This is a genomic window from Streptomyces sp. NPDC030021 (assembly GCF_055574035.1).
This window is the reverse complement of sequence record NZ_JBVIAH010000018.1, coordinates 63,555-81,974: the sequence shown is the minus strand read 5'-3', so window position 1 is coordinate 81,974 and position 18,420 is coordinate 63,555. Positions and strand designations below refer to the sequence as shown.

Annotated in this window: 2 protein-coding genes; both read left to right on the top strand. The window is 76.0% G+C overall.

Going from position 1 to position 18,420, the window contains the following annotated elements; all coding sequences use genetic code 11:
• Window positions 1–49: 49 nt before the first annotated feature.
• The gene (locus ACZ4YL_RS30180) at window positions 50–7,888 is read left to right on the top strand and encodes an amino acid adenylation domain-containing protein (RefSeq protein WP_468120944.1); all 7,839 of its coding nucleotides are present in this window, start codon (window positions 50–52) and stop codon (window positions 7,886–7,888) included.
• Window positions 7,885–18,390: an amino acid adenylation domain-containing protein gene (locus tag ACZ4YL_RS30175; RefSeq protein WP_468120942.1), complete on the top strand. Its 10,506-nt coding sequence runs from the start codon at window positions 7,885–7,887 to the stop codon at window positions 18,388–18,390. Before ACZ4YL_RS30180 ends, ACZ4YL_RS30175 begins: the two co-directional genes overlap by 4 nt.
• The last annotated feature ends 30 nt before the right edge of the window (window positions 18,391–18,420 follow it).

The window sequence follows — 18,420 nt, the reverse complement described above, 5'->3', positions numbered from 1 at the left end:
CTCACGTCGTCGTTGATCGACCGATCCGACTGAGGAGACTGACCACCGCATGGCCACTCACGACCGCGGGCCGCTGCCCCTGACCCCGCCGCAGAACGGCGTCTGGTTCGCACAGCAGCTCGACCCCACCCGCCTCGACTACACCATCGCCGAGTACCTGGAGATCCGCGGGGCGGTGGATCCGGAGCTGCTCGCCGAGGCGGTGCGCACGACGGTGGCCGGAACCGAGACGCTGTGCGTCCGCTTCGCCGAGGTGGACGGGGTGGTGTGCCAGATACCCGCCGGTCCGCCGCCGCTGCGGATGGAGACGGTCGACGTCAGCGACCACCCGGACCCGGACGCCGAGTCCGACCGGCTGATGCGCGCCGAGCTGGCCCGGCCGACGGACCTGGCGACCGGTGACGTGAGCCGGCACCTCCTGGTGCGGACCGGTCCGGCGACGTACCGCTGGATGCAGGGCTACCACCACCTCGTCGCGGACGGGGTCACCGGCTCGATCCTCGCGCGGCGGACCGCGGAGGTGTACTCGGCGCTGGTCGCGGGAGAGCCCGTACCGGCCCCCGAGAGCACGCCGTGGGAGCGGATCGTGGCCGGGGAGGAGGAGTACGCCCGCTCCGAACGGTTCGCGGCCGACCGGGAGTTCTGGCGTGCGCGGCTGGAGGGCGCCCCCGAGCCTGTGTCCTTCACCGGCAGCGTCCCGGCGCCCGCGTCCGGTACGGCGGTGCGGGTGAGCGGCGAGCTCGACCCCGCCGATGCCCGTACCCTGCGCGACGCCGCGCGCCGGCACGGCACGCGCTGGTCGGCGCTGGTGATGGCCGCGGCCGCCGCCCACCTGCACCGCGCGGGCACCACCGAGGACGTGGTCCTGGGCCTGCCGGTCACCGGCCGCACCACCCCGGACGCCCGCCGGACACCCGGCATGTTCTCCAAGGTCCTGCCGCTGCGGCTGGCGGTGGCCGGCGACACCACGGTCGGCGAACTGCTGCGCAGCACCTCTGCCGGCATCAAGGAGGCCCTGCGCCACCAGCGTCACCGGATCGAAGCGGTCACCGGAACCGGGCCCCGGCTGTGGGACGCCGCCGTCAACCTCATGTCCTTCGACTACGAGCTGTCCTTCGCCGGTGCTCCCGCCTCCGCGCACAACCTCTCGGTCGGCCCGGTGGAGCACGTCTCCCTGAACGTCTACGACCGCGGCGGCGACAGCCCGCTGACCGTGCAGGCCGAGGGCGACGCCGCCGACATCGGCGCGGACGAACTCGACGCGCTGCGCGTGCGGTTCACCCGCTTCCTGGTCGCGCTCGCCACGGCCGGCGACGAGACCCCGGTCGGCTCGCTGCCCTTCCTGACCGCCGAGGACGAGGAGCGCCTCGCCGCCTTCGCCGAGGGCGGCGCCGACCCGGCGCCCGGCGACGGGCGGCTGCACACGCTCTTCGAGCAGGAGGCGGCGCGCACACCCGAGAAGGTCGCCGTCATCTGCGCCGGCCAGGAGGTCACCTACCGGGAACTCGACGCCTGGGCCCAGGACATCGCGGACCGGCTGCGGCCGGACGTGGCACCGGGCACGCCGGTCGGCGTGTGCGTGGAGCGCTCGCCCTCGATGGTCGCGGCCCTGCTCGGCGTCCTGAAGGCGGGCGGCTGCTACGTACCGCTCGACCCCGGCCTGCCGCCGGAGCGCATCGCCTACATCGTGCGCGACGCAGGGCTGCGCACGGTCGTCGCCGGGCCGGGCGGCCTCGGCCGGCTGCCGCACGACCTCCCGACCGTGGTCGACGCGGGAACCGTGACCGACGGGATCCGCGGCGGCGACCGAGTGGGCGCAGCGGTGCCGGCCGCGTCCGCCGCGTACCTGCTGTACACCTCGGGCAGTACGGGCGAGCCGAAGGGCGTCGTCGTCCCGCACGCGGCGGCGGTCGACTTCGTCCGCGGCCACCTCGCCCTGTGCGGCGCGGGCGACCGCCACGGATCCGGGCGCACGGAGCGGTTCCTCGGCTTCGCCTCGCTGTCCTTCGACGTGTCGGTCCTCGACGTCTTCGGCGCGCTGCTGAGCGGTTCCACCCTGGTCCTCGCCACCGACACCGAACGGGTCGACGTCGACCGCCTCCAAGCCCTGCTCGCCGAGCACGCGGTGACCGTCGCCGACCTGCCGCCGGCGCTCCTGCCGCTGCTGGACCCGGCCGCGCTGCCCGCGCTGCGGTTCCTGTCCACGGGCGGCGAGGCCCCGTCGGGGGACGCCGTCGACCGCTGGGCGGCGGACGGCCGCGAGGTCTGGAACGCGTACGGGCCCACCGAGGCCGCCGTGTCCGTCACCATGCACCGGGTGGTTCCGCCCTCGCACGGCCGGATCCCGCCGATCGGCCGTCCGATGGCCAACCACCGCGCGTACGTGGTCGACCGGGCGCTGCGGCTGCTGCCGCCGGGAGCGACCGGCGAGCTGTGCGTGGCCGGTGCCGGTCTGGCCCAGGGGTACGCGGGGCGCGCCGCCATGACGGCCGACCGCTTCGTGCCCGATCCCTTCTCCGGTGTGCCCGGTGCGCGGATGTACCGGACGGGCGACCTCGTGCGCTGGTCGGCGCGGGGCGAACTGGAGTTCCTCGGGCGGGTGGACCGGCAGGTCAAGATCAACGGACACCGGATCGAACTGGGCGAGATCGAGGCGGTGCTCGGCCGGCAGCCCTCGGTGGGGCAGGCCGCGGTCGTGGTGCACGCCCCCGCGGGCGGAGCCCGGCGGCTCGTCGCCTTCGTGGCGCCGCCGGGCGACGGCGGCCCGGCGCCCGAACCGGAGGTGCTGGCAGCTGAGTTGGGCCGGGTCCTGCCGGGCTACATGGTGCCCCGTACCTTCGTGGCGGTGGACCGGCTGCCGCTCACCCCGGGTGGCAAGGTGGACCGCGCACGGCTCCACGTACCCGAGGCCGCGGACCGTCCGGAGCGACCCGAGCGTGCGTACGGCGCCACCGAGCTCACTCTCGCGGCGCTGTTCTCCGAGGCGCTCGGCACCACCGCCACCCCGGACGACAACTTCTTCGAGCTCGGCGGCGACAGCATCACCGCGCTCAGCCTGACCAGCCGGGCACGGGCGCGGGGCTTCTCCTTCACCCTGCGCGAGGTGTTCGCGCACAAGACGGCGGCCGCCCTCGCCGCGGCCGTGGGCGAGCCGGGCCACGGCACCTCCCAGGCCGCCGGTCCGGCCGTCGCGGAGCACGGTCCGCTGCCCGCGACCCCGGTCATGCGCTGGCTCCTCGACGGTCCGGGTCCGGTCGGGCGCTTCAGCCAGTCGATGGTGCTGGCCCTGCCCGAGGGCGCGGACGACGCGACGCTCGTACGGGTCCTGCAGTCGGTGGTGGACCGCCACGGGGCGCTGCGCCTCGGCGTGGCCGCCGGACCGGAGGGCCCGCTGTGCACGGTCGGCGAGCCCGGTTCGGTCGACGTGTCACGGCTGTACCGCACCGTCACGGTGGCGGGCTCGGACGGGTCCGCCCGTGCCGCGATCGTGGCGGAGGCGGCGCGGGAGGCGGCCGGGCAACTGGACCCGGCGTCCTCGGTGATGCTGAGAGCGGTCCGCTTCGACGCCGGCGGGTCGTCGCCGGACCGGCTGCTGCTGTGCGTGCACCACCTGGCCGTGGACGGGGTGTCCTGGCGGATCCTGACGGCGGACCTGGCCGCGGCCTGGGAGGCCGCCGTCGCCGGGCTTCCGCTTCCGGCCGCGGACGGGGAGGTCTCGTTCCGTGCGTGGGCCCGTCACCTCGAACTCCTGGCGCGTTCCCCGGAGGTGCTCGCCGAACTCCCCTTCTGGCGTTCGACGCTGGAGACTTCCGGGGCCGGCCCGGACCCGCGGGAGCCGTGGCACCGGGTCCCCGACCCGGTGCGGGACACCGCGGGCACCACCCGCACGCTGGAGCTCGGCCTGCCCGCCGAGGTCGCCGGCCCGCTGCTGGCCAAGGTGCCGGGCGCGCTGCGCACCGGTCCGGCCGAGGTGCTGCTCGCGGGGCTGGTCCTCGCGGCCCACCGCCTGCGCTCCCCCGGTACCGCTCCCGGGTCGTTGCTCGTCGACCTGGAGGGCCACGGCCGTGTCGACCGCACCGGCCGCCACGACCTGGCGCGCACGGTCGGGTGGTTCACCACCCAGTACCCGGTCCGGTTCGACCTGGACGGCCTCGACCTGGACGCGGCGGCCCGGGGCGGCGACGCACTCGCCGAGCTGGTCGCGCGGATCCACACGGCGGTCGCCTCCGTACCGGACCACGGCACGGGCTTCGGTCTGCTGAGCCGGCTCGATCCGCAGAGCGCCGCGGAACTGTCCGGACTCCCGCGCCCCCGGGTCCTGTTCAACTACCTGGGCCGGTTCTCCGGCGGGGACGAGGCGCCCTGGAGCCCTGCCCCCGAGGCGGGCGGACTGCGGGCCGACGTGGATCCGGCGATGCCCGTCGAACACGCCCTGCAGATCGACGCCCTGGCCGTGGACGGCACCGACGGCCCCTCCTTCACCGCGGTCGTCACCCATCCGCAGGCCCTGCTGACCGACGCCGAGGCGGACGCCCTGGTGGCGGCGTGGGGCGAGGCCCTGCGCCTGCTGGCCGGCTGGACGGGCGCCCCGCGACCGCGCCGCCTCACCCCCCGCGACCTGCCGCTGGTCCGGCTGACGCAGCCGGAGACGGACGCCCTGGCCGCGCGCTACGCGGGGCTCGCCGACGTGCTGCCGCTCTCGCCGCTCCAGGAGGGCCTGTTCTTCCACTCGGCCTTCGACACGAGCGCGATGGACGCCTACACCGGCCAGATCGTCCTCACCCTGGACGGCCCCCTGGACGCGGGCACCCTGCGGACGGCCTGTGACCGGCTGCTGCGCCGCCACACCGCGCTGCGCTCCGCCTTCACCGACCAGGGTCTGGACCGGCCGGTGCAGATCGTCGTCGAGTCCGCAGGAGCCCCGTGGGAGGCCGTGGACCTCGGCGGACTCGGGTCCGCGGACCGGCAGCGGGAGTGGGAGCGGCTGCTGGCGGCCGACCGGGCCCGCCGCTTCGATCTGGAGCGGCCGCCGCTGGTGCGCTTCACCCTGGTCCGGTTCGGCGCGGGCGAGCACCGGCTCGTCATGACGAACCACCACATCGTCTGGGACGGCTGGTCCTCGGCGGTGTTGCTGCGCGAACTGCTCACCGGATACGCCGAATACGCCGGGGCCCGCGAGCCCGGGGACACCGGCCCCGTCGCGGAAGGGGTCCCGTACCGCTCGCACCTGGACTGGCTGGCCCGCCAGGACGACGGCGCCGCCGAGGCCGCGTGGAGCGGCGCGCTCGCCGGGCTGGCGGAGCCGACCCTGCTGGGCGCGGCCGACCCGAACCGGATCGACGCGCTGCCCGAGCGGGTCTCGGTGGAGCTCTCTGCGGAGCTCACGGCACGGCTCACCGCACGGGCCCGTACCGCGGGCGTCACCCTCAACAGCGTCGTCCAGGGCCTCTGGGCGGTGCTGCTGGGCCGGGTGACCGGGCGCGACGACGTGGTGTTCGGCGGGACCGTCTCCGGGCGGACCGCGGACGTCGCGGGCATCGAGGACATGGTCGGCCTGCTGATCAACACCCTGCCCGTGCGGTTCCGGATCCGGGAGGGCGAGCCGCTGCTGGCCGCGCTGGCCCGGTTCCAGGACGAGCAGGCCGAGCTGATGGACCACCAGCACGCCGGACTCGCCGGCATCCAGCGGGCGGCGGGGCTGGGCGCCCTCTTCGACACCACGGTCGTCGTCGAGAACTATCCGCTCGACCTGGAGTCGATGCGGGACCTGGCCGGCGGGCCGCGGCTGACCGGGGTGGAAGGCTCGGACGCCACCCACTACACCGTCAACCTCATCGTGCTGCCCGGGGAGCGGCTGCGGCTGCACCTCGACCACCGCACGGACGTCCTCGACGCACGGACGGCGCGCAGCCTGGGCGAGGCACTGGAGCGGCTGCTGACGGCCGTCGCCGACGCCCCCTCCACCCCGGTCGGGGAGGTGGACCTGCTCTCCGCGGAGCAGCACCGGCTGATCCGCGAGTGGAACTCCACCGCCGTGCCCGTCCCCGACACCACGCTGGTGGAGCTGTTCGCGCAGCAGGTGGCCCGGACGCCCGGCGCCCCGGCGACCGTCTTCCGGGACGAGCGCCTGTCGTACGCCGAACTCGACGCCCGTGCCGAGCGGCTGGCCCGTCAGCTGTGCGCCCGGGGCGCCGGTCCGGAGCGGATCGTCGCGGTCGCCCTGCACCGCTCCACCGAGATGGTGGTCTCGCTGCTGGCCGTGCTGAAGTCGGGGGCCGCCTACCTGCCGGTGGACCCGTCGCTGCCGGCGGACCGGATCGCGTACCTGCTGTCCGACGCCGAGCCCGTCCTGCTGCTCGCCGACGACGAGGTGGCGGCCGCGCTGCCGGCCGCCGCGGACCTGCCCCGGCTGGATCCGGGGGCCGTCCACGGCGGGGGCGGCGGTGCGCAGCTGCCGGCGCCACTGCCCTCGCACCCCGCGTACGTGATCTACACGTCCGGGTCGACGGGGCGGCCCAAGGCCGTCGTCGTGGAGCACTCCGCCATCGTCAACCGGCTGCTGTGGATGCAGGACCGGTACCGGCTGGGCGCGGACGACCGGGTGCTCCAGAAGACGCCGTTCGGCTTCGACGTCTCGGTGTGGGAGTTCTTCTGGCCGCTGCTGACCGGCGCGGCCCTCGTGGTCGCCGAGCCCGGCGGGCACAAGGACCCCGCCTACCTCACCCGGGTGATCCGGGAGGAGGCGGTCACCACCGTCCACTTCGTCCCGTCGATGCTGGCCGCGTTCGTGGAGGATCCGCAGGCGGGCCGCTGCCGGTCGCTGCGCCGGGTCGTGTGCAGTGGCGAGGCCCTGCCGGAGGAGCTGAAGAACCGGTTCCTCGACGTGCTCGACGTGCCCCTGCACAACCTGTACGGGCCCACCGAGGCGGCCGTGGACGTCACGCACTGGGACTGCCTCCGCGAGGAGAGCGGGCCCGTGCCGATCGGCCGGCCCATCTGGAACACCTCGCTGTACGTGCTCGACCCGCGGGGGCGGCCCCTCCCGGTGGGGGTCGCGGGCGAGCTGTTCCTGGCGGGCGCTGGCCTCGCCCGCGGGTACCTGCGCCGCCCGGCGCTGACCGCGGAGCGCTTCCCGCCGGCCCCGTTCGGCCCGCCGGGCTCGCGCATGTACCGCACCGGCGACCTGGCCCGCCACCGGGCCGACGGCTCGGTGGAGTACCTGGGCCGCACGGACGACCAGGTGAAGATCCACGGCTTCCGGATCGAACTCGGCGAGATCGAGACGGCGCTGGGCCGCCTCCCCGGTGTCGGGCGGGCCGCGGTCGTGGTCCGCGAGGACGTGCCGGGCGAGCGCAGGCTCGTCGGGTACGTCGTCCCGGAGGCGGGGGCGGACCCGGCCTCCGGCCCCGGCCCCGACCCCGAGGCGATGCGCGCCGAACTGGCCCGTTCCCTCCCGGAGTACATGGTTCCGATGCTCGTGGTCGTGGACGGGCTGCCCGTCACGGCGAACGGGAAGCTCGACCGCAGAGCCCTCCCGGCGCCCGCCGCGGCGGCCGCCGCCACCGGGTACGAGCCGCCCGCCGGGGAGACCGAGGAACTGGTCGCCCTGGTGTGGGCCTCCGTACTGGACGCGCCGCGGATCGGCCGCCACGACGACTTCTTCGCCCTCGGGGGGCACTCGCTGAGCGCCACCCGGGTGGCGGCCCGGCTGCGCCAGTCCCTCGGCCTGGACCTGCCCCTGCACACCCTTTTCGAACAGCGGACCGTCGCCGCCCTCGCCACCGCCGTCGAGACGGTGCTGCTGGCCGAACTGGAGGCCGAACCGGCCCCGTTCGCCGCCACCGCCGACGCCGTTCCTTCACTCGTACTTCAGGGAGAGACCTCGTGACCACCCAGGAGAGCCGGCCGGCCGCCGGCGTGGACAGCCGGCTGGCCGCCGCCCGCGAACTGCTGCGCCGCCGGGTGCGTGCCGCGCTGGACGACTCGGCGGCCGGTCCGGCCACCGCAGCGGCCCCGGCCCCGGCCCCGGCCGCCGACGCCCTCGACGCCGAGCCCGTCGCCTCGTTCGCCCAGGAGCGGATGTGGCTGGTGGACCGGATGACGGACGGCACCCCCGGCTACGCGATCCCCGAGGTCGTGCGGCTGCGCGGCCCCGTCCGCCCCGACCTGCTGCGCCGCAGCCTGACGGCCGTCGTGGCCCGCCACGCACCGCTGCGCACCGTCTTCGAGGAGCGCGACGGCGCCCCGCACCCGGTGGTCCTGCCCGCGCCGGCGGCCGTCCCGCTGCCCGTCCTGGACCTGGGCAGCGCCGCCCTCGCCGAACTGGAGGAGCGGGCCCACGCCCTGGCCCGGGAGGAGGTCCGCAGACCCTTCGACCTCGCGGCGGGCCCGCTGCTGCGCGCCCTGCTGATCCGGCTGGGCGCCGAGGACCACCTGCTGGTGCTGGTGGTCCACCACATCGCCACCGACGGCTGGTCCATGGGCCTGCTCTGGCAGGAGTTCTCCGAGGGCTACGCGGCGCTGCTCGCGGACCGGCCCCTCCCGCAGACGCCGCTCCCCCTCGACTACCAGGCGTACGCCCGTACCCAGCGCGACCGGTTCGCCGGCGGCGCGATGAACGGGCAGCTGCGCTGGTGGGAGGAGTGCCTCGCGGGGCTGGAACCGCTCGAACTCCCCGCGGACCGGCCCCGGCCCACCCGCCGCAGCGGCGACGGCGCGAGCCTGGACTTCACCCTCGACGCCCGCCTCACCGCACGGCTGCGCGGCATCGCCGAGGGCGCCGGCGCCACCCTGTTCATGACCATGCTGGCCGGCTTCCAGGCGGCCCTGGCCCGCTACGCCGGCCGCACCGACATCGCCGTCGGCACGCCGGTGGCCGGCCGCGACCGGGTGGAACTGGAGCCGCTCGTCGGGTTCTTCGTCAACACCGTGGTGCTGCGCGCCGACCTGTCGGGCGACGCCGGGTTCCGCGAGCTGCTCGGCCGCGTCCGCCGGGCGACGGTGGACGCGTACGACCACCAGGAGGTGCCCTTCGACCGGCTGGTGGAGCACCTCAGTCCCGAGCGGGTCGGCGACCGCAACCCGCTCGTCCAGGTGATGTTCGCCTCCGCCCCGGACGAGACGGCCGGACTGCGGCTGCCGGGCCTGGACGCGCAGGCCGTGCGGACCGACTTCGGCGGGTCCCTCTTCGACCTGAGCGTCTTCGTCTCCGAGGGCGCCCGGACCTGCTCCGGCTCGCTCGTCTTCGACACCGACCTGTTCGACCGGGCCACGGCCGAACGCGTCCTCGGTCACTACCTGGAGCTGCTGGCCTCCGCCGCCGAGGAGCCCGACCGCCCCGTGGCCGAGCTGCTGCCCTCCGCCCCGACCGCGGCCCGGCTCGCGGCCGAGGGCCACGGCGCGGTCCGCCCGGACCTCGCCCCGGCCACCCTGGTGGAGCTGTTCGCCGAGCAGGTCCGGCGCACCCCCGGCGCCGAGGCCGTGGTCTGCGGAGCCGACCGCCTCACCTTCGCCGCACTCGACTCCCGCTCCGACCTGCTGGCGGCCCGGCTGACCGCGGCCGGGGTGGGGCGCGAGACCCCGGTGGCCCTGCTGATGGAGCGCTCGGTCCACCTCCCGGTGGCGATCCTGGCCGTCCTGAAGGCCGGCGGGGTCTACGTCCCGCTCGGCGAGGGGTTCCCCGTCGCCCGGCTGCACTGGATGCTGGAGCGGACCGGCGCCCGCCTGCTGCTCGCCGATCCGGCCACGGACGGCCACGAGGCGGTCCGCACCTCGCCCGTGCCGGTGCTCGACGTGACGGCCCCGGCGGAGGGGGTCCCGGCCGGCCCGGTCCCGTACCCGCCGTGCGTGCCGGACCAGCTGGCGTACGTGATGTACACCTCCGGTTCCACGGGAGAGCCGAAGGGCATCGGCGTCACGCACGCCAACGTCGCGGCACTCGCCCGCGACACCGCCTTCGGTGCCGCCCACCGGCGGGTGCTGGCCCACTCCCCGCTGTCGTTCGACGCCTCGACGTACGAGCTGTGGGTGCCGCTGCTGTCCGGCGGACAGGTGGTCATGGCGCCGCCCGGCCGGGTGGACACCGCGGCCCTGGCCGGGCTGGTGGAGGAGCACCGGATCACCTCGCTGTTCCTGACGGCGGCCCTGTTCAACCTGGTGGTCGAGGAGTGCGTGGAGCTCCTGGCGCGGGTGCGTGAGGTGTGGACGGGCGGCGAGGCCGCCTCCCCGCACTCCTTCGCCCGGGCCCTGGAGCATGCGCCGGACACCGTGCTGGTCAACGTCTACGGGCCCACCGAGACGACCACCTTCGCCACGGGCCACCGGCTGGACCCCCGCGCCGGCGCCGCCGTGGACGGCCGGATCCCCATCGGCACCGCCCTGGACGACACCCGCCTGTACGTCCTGGACGAGCGCGGCCGCCCGGTACCGCAGGGCGCCGTCGGCGAACTGTGCATCGGCGGCACCGGCGTGGCCCGCGGCTACCTGGGCCGGCCCGGGCTGACCGCGCGGCAGTTCACCCCGGACCCGTACGGCGCCCCGGGCGCCCGGATGTACCGGACTGGCGACCTGGCCCGGCGGCGCCCCGACGGCACCGTCGACTACCTGGGCCGCGGCGACCAGCAGGTCAAGATCCGCGGCCACCGGATCGAGCCGGGCGAGATCGAGGCCGAGCTGGCCCGCTGCCCGCAGATCGGGCACGCCGCGGTGGCGGTCCGCGAGGACACCCCCGGCGAGCAGCGTCTCGTCGCCTACGTGGTGCCCTCGGACGGGCAGGTGGCCGAGCCGGCCGAGCTGCACCGGGCCCTCGCCGCGCGGCTGCCCGCGTACATGCTGCCCTCGGCGATCGTGCCGCTCGCGGCCCTGCCGGTGACCCCGAACGGCAAGCTGGACCGGCGTGCGCTGCCCGCCCCGCCCGAAGAGGGGGTGCGCCGGGCCGAGTTCGCCGCACCGGCCACGCGGACCGAGGAACTCGCCGCGGCCGTATGGGGCGAGGTTCTCGGCGCCGGGCGGATCGGCCGCCACGACGACTTCTTCGCGCTCGGCGGCCACTCCCTGCGGGCCACCCGCGCCGTGTCGCGGATCGGCGCCCGGCTGGGCACCGGCGTGCCGCTGCGGCTGCTGTTCGAGCACCCGACGCTGGAGCGGTTCGCGTCGGCGCTGGACGCCCTGCGCGGGGACGACCCGGGCACGGCCGCGACCGCCGTCACCGCGATCGGCGTCCGGCCGGCCGGAGAGCCCGCGCCGCTGTCGTTCGCGCAGCAGCGGCTGTGGTTCCTGGACCAGCTCCAGCCCGGCCGGCCCGACTACAACATCCCCGTCGCGACACGGCTGCGCGGCCCGCTGGACGCCGACGCGCTGGCCGCCGCGCTGTGCGCGGTGGTGACCCGGCACGAGGTGCTGCGCTCGCGGATCACCGAGGGCCCGCGAGGCCCCGTACAGAACGTGGAGGCACCGGAGGTCTTCGTCCCCGTCCGGACCGACCTGGGGGACCTGCCCCGCGAGGAAGCCCGCTCGCGGGCGCTGGGCCTCGCCCACGCGGACGCCGCCGCCCCCTTCGACCTGGGCACCGCTCCCCTGCTGCGGGCCCGTGTGGTGCGGGTCGCGGACGACGAGCACCTCCTCGTCCTGGTCCTGCACCACACCGTCGGCGACGGCTGGTCGATGCCGGTGCTGTGGCGGGAGCTGTCCGGGGCCTACGCGGCCCTGCGCCGCGGCGAGCGTCCCGAACTGCCGGAACTGCAGGTCCAGTACGGGGACTTCGCGTACTGGCAGCAGCGCCGGCTGGCGGACGGCGAGGCCGACGCGGGCATAGCCCACTGGCGGGCGGCCCTGGCCGGCCTCCCGGCCCTGGAGCTGCCCACCGACCGGCCGCGGCCGCAGGTGCGTTCGGGTACGGGCGACTCCTTCGTCTTCGAGGTTCCGGCCGAACTCGCCGGGCGGCTCGGCGGGCTGGCCCGGGAGCGCGGGGCGACCCTGTTCATGGTGCTGCTGGCCGGCTTCCAGGCGCTGCTGGCCCGCTACACGGGCCAGGCGGACATCGTGGTGGGCTCGCCCATCGCCGGCCGCGACCGCACCGAACTGGAGCCGCTCGTCGGCTTCTTCGTGAACACCCTCGTGCTGCGCACCGACCTGTCCGGCGACCCGGCCTTCGGCGAACTGCTGGGACGGGTGCGCCGGACCGCGCTGGCCGCGTACGAGCACCAGGACGTCCCCTTCGACCGGTTGGTGGAGGAGCTGCGGCCGGAGCGCGACCTCAGCCGCAACCCGCTCTTCGACGTGCTGTTCCAGCTGCACCCCGAGCAGCTCGACGCGCTGCCGCTGGACGGTGTGGAGGTCGAGAGCCTGGACACCTCCAACGGGACGGCCAAGTTCGACCTCAGTCTCGCGATGACCGAGCACCCCGGCGGTCTGACCGGCACCGTCCAGTACGCGACGGACCTGTTCGACCGGGCCACGGTCGAGCGGTTCGGCGCGCACTACCTGCGGCTGCTGGCCGGTGCGGCCGAGACCCCCGACGCGCCGCTGTCCCGGCTGGACGTGCTGTCCCCGCAGGAGCACGCCGCCCTGCTCGGGGAGGAGTCCGGGCCGCAGGCGGACCGGCCAGCGGCGCGGACCCTGCACTCCCTGGTGGCGGAACAGGCCCGGCTGCGGCCGGACGCCCCGGCCGTGACCTGCGAGGGCACCGCCATCAGCTACGCGGAGCTCGACGCGGCCGCCAACCGGCTGGCCCACCGCCTGCGCCGGCTCGGGACCGGCCCCGAGAGCCGGGTGGCCGTACTGGCCGGGCGCGACCCGCGCATGCTGGTCTGCGTCCTCGCGGTGCTGAAGGCCGGCGGCGCCTACGTGCCCCTCGACGCGGGGCATCCGGCCGAGCGGGTCCGTACGGTCCTCGCCGACAGCGGCGCCCACCTGGTGCTGACGGCGGGCCTGCCGGGCGGACCGCCCGCGGACCTGACCGGCGGCCTGCCGGTCCTGGACCTGGACGCCGAGCGGGAGCTGGTCGACGCGCTGCCCGCGACGGAGCCGGCCGCCCCCGCCTCCCCCGCACACCTCGCCTACCTGCTGTACACCTCCGGGTCCACCGGCCGCCCCAAGGGCGTGGCCGTCACGCACGCCGCGATCACCGGCTATCTGGCGGCGCTGACCTCCACCTTCGCTCTCGGCCCCGAGGACGTGGTGCTCGCCCGTACGGCGCTGACCTTCGACCCGTCGGTACGCGACCTGTTCGCCCCGCTGACCACCGGCGGGCGGATCGTGCTGGCCTCGCAGGACGAGGCCGGGGATCCGGACGCGCTGGCCCGGCTGCTGCACGCCGAGGACGTGACGGCGCTGCTGTCGATCGTCCCGTCGATGCTGGAACCGCTGGTCGCCGCCGTCTCCGCCGCCGACGGGCCGGCCCCGGCGCTGCGGCTGGTGATGACCACCGGTGAGGCGCTGACGGCCGGACTGGCCCGCGCCGCGCACACCCTGGGCGTGCCCGGCCGGCTGCGGCTGGTCAACCAGTACGGTCCGACGGAGTGCACCAACACCACCACGTACCACGTGGTGACGGACGCCGACGTCGAGGCGGGCCGCATCCCCATCGGGCGGCCGCTGCCCGGCGCCCGGGTGCTCGTGCTCGGTGAGCACCTCGAACCGCTGCCCCGGGGCGCGATCGGTGAACTGTTCATCGCCGGACGCGGGGTGGCCCGCGGCTACCTCGGCGATCCGGCCCGCACCGCCGAGGCCTATCCGCCGGACCCGTACGGGCCGCCCGGCGCGCGCATGTACCGTACCGGTGACCTGGCGCGGCTGCGCTCCGACGGCGTGCTGGAGTTCCACGGCCGCCGCGACAACCAGGTCAAGGTCCGGGGCCACCGGATCGAACTCGGCGAGGTCGAGGCCGCCCTGCTGCGCCACCCCGACGTGGCCCGGGCGGTGGCCGCCGCGCACGGCGAGGGCGCCGACCGGCTGCTCGCCGCGTACGTGGTGTGGCGGGACGGGAGCGGTGATCCGGCCGCCGTACTGGACTTCGTGCGCGCGGCCCTGCCGGCCGCGATGGTGCCGTCCGCGCTGGTGGTGCTGGACGCGCTGCCGTTGACCCCGAACGGGAAGACCGACCGCAGGGCGCTGCCCGCGCCGGAATCCGGTCCGGGCGGCGGGCACCGGGCGCACGTCGCCCCGCGCACGCCGCTGGAGCGGACGGTCACCGAGGTCTGGGAGGAGGTCCTCGGAGAGGGCCCGATCGGGGTCCGCGACCACTTCTTCGAGCGCGGCGGGCACTCCCTGCGCGCCACCCGGGTCATCTCCCGGCTGCGCGCCCTGCTGGAGCTGGACATCCCCATGCAGTTGCTCTTCCGCCACCCGGTGGCCGAGGACCTCGCCCGGGCGCTGGCCTCGCTGGGCGCGGCGGGCGCGACGGGACCGGCGATCCCCGCGCTGCCCGAGGGGCCCGGCCCGCTGTCCTTCGGGCAGCAGCGGCTGTGGCTGCTGGACCGGCTCCAGCCGGGCCGGCCCGACTACAACATGCCCGGGGCCGTCCGGCTGACCGGGGAGCTCGACACCGACGCGGCCCTGGCGGCCCTGGCGGACGTCGTCGCCCGGCACGAGGTGCTGCGCTCGCGGATCGAGGAGGGTGGCGAGGACGGCGGCGAGGGGGCCTTCGCGGCCCGCGTCGTACCCGGTCCTGCCTCGATGTTCACCCCCGCCTTCACCGACCTGTCGGAGCTGGGTGCGGCGGCGGCCGGGGAGCGGGCGCGGGAACTGGCGGCGCGCGACGCCGCGCTGCCCTTCGACCTGGCAGCGGCGGGCCCGCTGCGGGCCCGCCTGGTGCGGATCGCCCCGCAGGAGCACCTGCTGGTGATCGTCGCCCATCACATCGCCTTCGACGGCTGGTCGGTGGGGGTGTTCTGGCGGGAGTTCTTCGCCGCCTACCGGGCCCGCACCCTCGAAGGGGCCGAGCCGCTGCCGGAACTCGCGGTCTGCTACCGCGAGTTCGCGTCCTGGCAGCGTGAGCGGCTGAGCGGTGACGCGCTCGCGGGCACCCTGGACCACTGGCGGGCGCGGCTGGCCGGGCTCGCCCCGCTCGACCTGCCCACCGACCGGCCCCGGCCGGCCACGCCGTCCGGGCGCGGCGAGCAGTTCTCCTTCGAGCTGCCCGAGCCGCTGCTGCGCGGGCTGCGCGACCTGGGGCGCCGGCACGACGCCACCCTGTTCATGGTGCTGCTGGCGGGCTTCCAGGCCCTGCTGGCCCGCTGGTCGGGCAGCGAGGACGTGGCGGTGGGCTCCCCCATCGCGGGCCGCGACCGCACCGAGCTGGAGCCGCTCATCGGCTTCTTCGTCAACAGCCTGGTGCTGCGCACCGACCTGTCCGGCGACCCGGCCTTCGGTGAACTGCTGGACCGGGCCCGGGAGACGGCCCTGGGGGCCTACGCCCACCAGGAGGTGCCGTTCGAGCGTCTGGTGGAGGAGGTCCGGCCGGAGCGCGATCTGAGCCGCAACCCGCTGTTCCAGGTGATGTTGGTGCTCGACGAGGAGGCCGCCGCGCCGCCCGCGCCGCCCGGGCTGGACGTCGAACCGCTCTCGCTGGCCAGCGGGGCCTCGAAGTTCGACCTCTCGCTGTACTTCGTCGAGGAGGAGGGCGCGCTGCGCGGCGAGGCCGTGTTCGCCACCGACCTCTTCGACCGGGCGACCGTCGAGCGGATGACCTCGGCGCTGGCCGAACTGCTCACGGCCGCGGTGGCCGATCCCGCGACCCCGCTGGGCGCGCTGCCCCTGATGGGCCCGGCCGAGGAGCGCCGGATCCTGCGCGCGGGCCGCGGGTCCGCCGAGCCGGCCGCCGAACGGCCGCTGCCGGTGCTCGTCGGCGAGCAGGCCTCCCGTACGCCGGAGGCCGTCGCCGTGGACGACGGGGAGCACAGCCTGACGTACGCCGGGCTGTGGGAGGTCTCGGGCCGGCTGGCCCGGGAGCTCGTCCGGCTGGGCGTGGGCCCGGACACGGCGGTGGCCGTGTGCGCGGAGCGTTCCGCGCTGCTGCCTGCGGCGCTGCTGGGCGTGCTGCGCTCCGGCGGTCTGTACGTGCCCGTCGACCCCGGGTATCCGGCCGACCGGATCGGCTACATGCTCGCGGACAGCGGCGCCCGGGTGCTGGTGGTGTCGGGGCTGTCCGGCTCCGCGCAGGCACCGGACGGGGTCGCCGTGGTGGACCTCGACGCCCTGGCCGGGGACGGGAGCGCGCGGGCCGGCTTCGCACCCGTGCCGCTGGAACCGGAGCAGCTGGCGTACGCCCTGTACACCTCGGGCTCGACGGGACGCCCGAAGGGGGTCACCGTCCCGCACCGGGCTCTGGCCAACTTCGCCCGGGACATGGTGCGCAGGCTGGAACTGACGGCCGGCGACACGGTCGCGGCCGTCACCACGGCCTCCTTCGACATCGCCGTGCTGGAGCTGCTGGTCCCGCTCGCGTGCGGAGCCACCGTACGGGTCGTCGACCGGGAGACCGCGCGGGACGGCACCCTGCTCGCGAAGGAGCTGGACTCGGCGCCGGTCACGGTCGTCCAGGCCACCCCGGCCACCTGGCACCAGCTGATGGAGTCCGGCTGGCAGGCGCCCCGCGTACGGGCGCTGTGCGGCGGCGAGGCGCTGCCGCCGGCCCTGGCCGAGCGGATGCGTACGGCGCTGGGCACGGTCTGGAACGTGTACGGGCCGACGGAGACCACCGTCTGGTCCACCGCGCACCGGCTGTCCGGACCGGTGGGCGACGGGCCGGTGCCGATCGGCCCGGCGCTCTCCAACACCCGGCTGCACGTGCTGGACGCGGGCCTGCGCCCGGTGCCGGTCGGCGTGTTCGGCGAGCTGTACATCGGCGGCGACGGGGTGGCCCGCGGCTACCACGGGCGGCCGGCGCTGACCGCGGACCGGTTCGTGCCCGATCCGTACGCGGCGGGCGAACGGCTGTACCGGACGGGTGACCTCGTACGACGGCTCGCGGACGGCGGGCTGGAGTACCGGGGCCGGGCCGACGGCCAGGTGAAGGTGCGCGGCCACCGCATGGAGCTCGGCGAGATCGAGTCCGCGCTCGCCCGCCACCCGCGGGTGCTGGCGGCGGCCGTGGCCGTCCACGGCACGGGGGTGGACGCCGTGCTCGCCGGCTACGTGACCTGGCGGGACGAGGCGGGCGACGTGCGGGAGCTCGGCGACTTCCTGCGCCAGGACCTGCCCGAGTACATGGTCCCGGCCGTCCTCACGGCCCTGGAGCGGCTCCCGCTCACCCCGAACGGCAAGCTCGACCGCAAGGCGCTGCCCGCTCCTTCGGCGGACGCGGCGCGCGGCGACGGCGCGGGGCGGATCGCCCCGCGCGACACGACCGAGCTGCGGATGGCGCGGCTGTGGGAGCAGACCCTGGGGACGGCCCCGATCGGGGTGCGCGACGACTTCTTCGCGCTCGGCGGGCACTCGCTCAAGGCCTTCGCCCTGATGGCCGCCGTACGCCGGGAGTTCGGCGTGGAACTGCCGCTGAACCTGGTGTTCCGCCGGCGCACCGTGGAGCTGCTCTGCGAGGCGCTGCCGGACGCGGGGGCGGCCGCCGCCAGGCTGCTGGTCCCGCTGGCCGACGGGGACCCGTCCCGGCCGCCGCTGGTCCTCGTCCACCCGCGGGGCGGCGACGTCGTCTGCTACCGGGACCTGGTGCGGGACCTGTCCGCCCGTCCCGGGGGCGACCGCCGGATCCTCGGCCTGGAGTCGGTGGGCTACAACACCGGTGAGACCCCGCTGGAGCGGGTGCCCGAGATGGCCGAGCGCTACCTGGCCGCGCTCCGCGAGGAGCAGCCGCACGGCCCGTACCTGCTCGCCGGCTGGTCGTTCGGCGGGACGGTGGCCTACGAGATGGCGGCCCGGCTGGAGGCCGCCGGTGAGGAGGTCGCCTTCCTCGGCCTGATCGACGCGGCGGCGCCGGGCGCGGCTTCCGGCAGCCGTTCCGGTACGGCTTGCGGGCCGGGCGATCCGGATCTGCTGCGGTACGGCATCGCCGCCGGGCTCGACGCCGGGTCGGCGCGCGAACTGGACGAGGAGGAACTGCTCGACGTCCTGGTGCGCCGGGGCCGCGAGGAGGGCACCCTCCCCCGGACGTCCCCCACGGAGGCCCTGCGCAGACTGCTGCGGGTCGCCGAGGCGAACGGGGCGGCCTCCGCGGCCTACCGCACCGACGCCGTACTCGCCGTCGGCCTGCGCCTCTTCACGGTCGACGAGCGCCATCCGGAGCTCGCGACCCCGCTGGTGGACCCGGCGGCCTGGCGGCCGCGCACCGCGGGCGCCGTCGTACGGGCCGCGGTCCCGGGCAACCACCACGACCTGGTGGACCCGCCGCACTGCGCCGCCCTGGCGGAGCTGCTGGCCGCGGCCCTGCCCTTCTGACCTTGCCGGCCCTCCTGACCCTCCTGCACC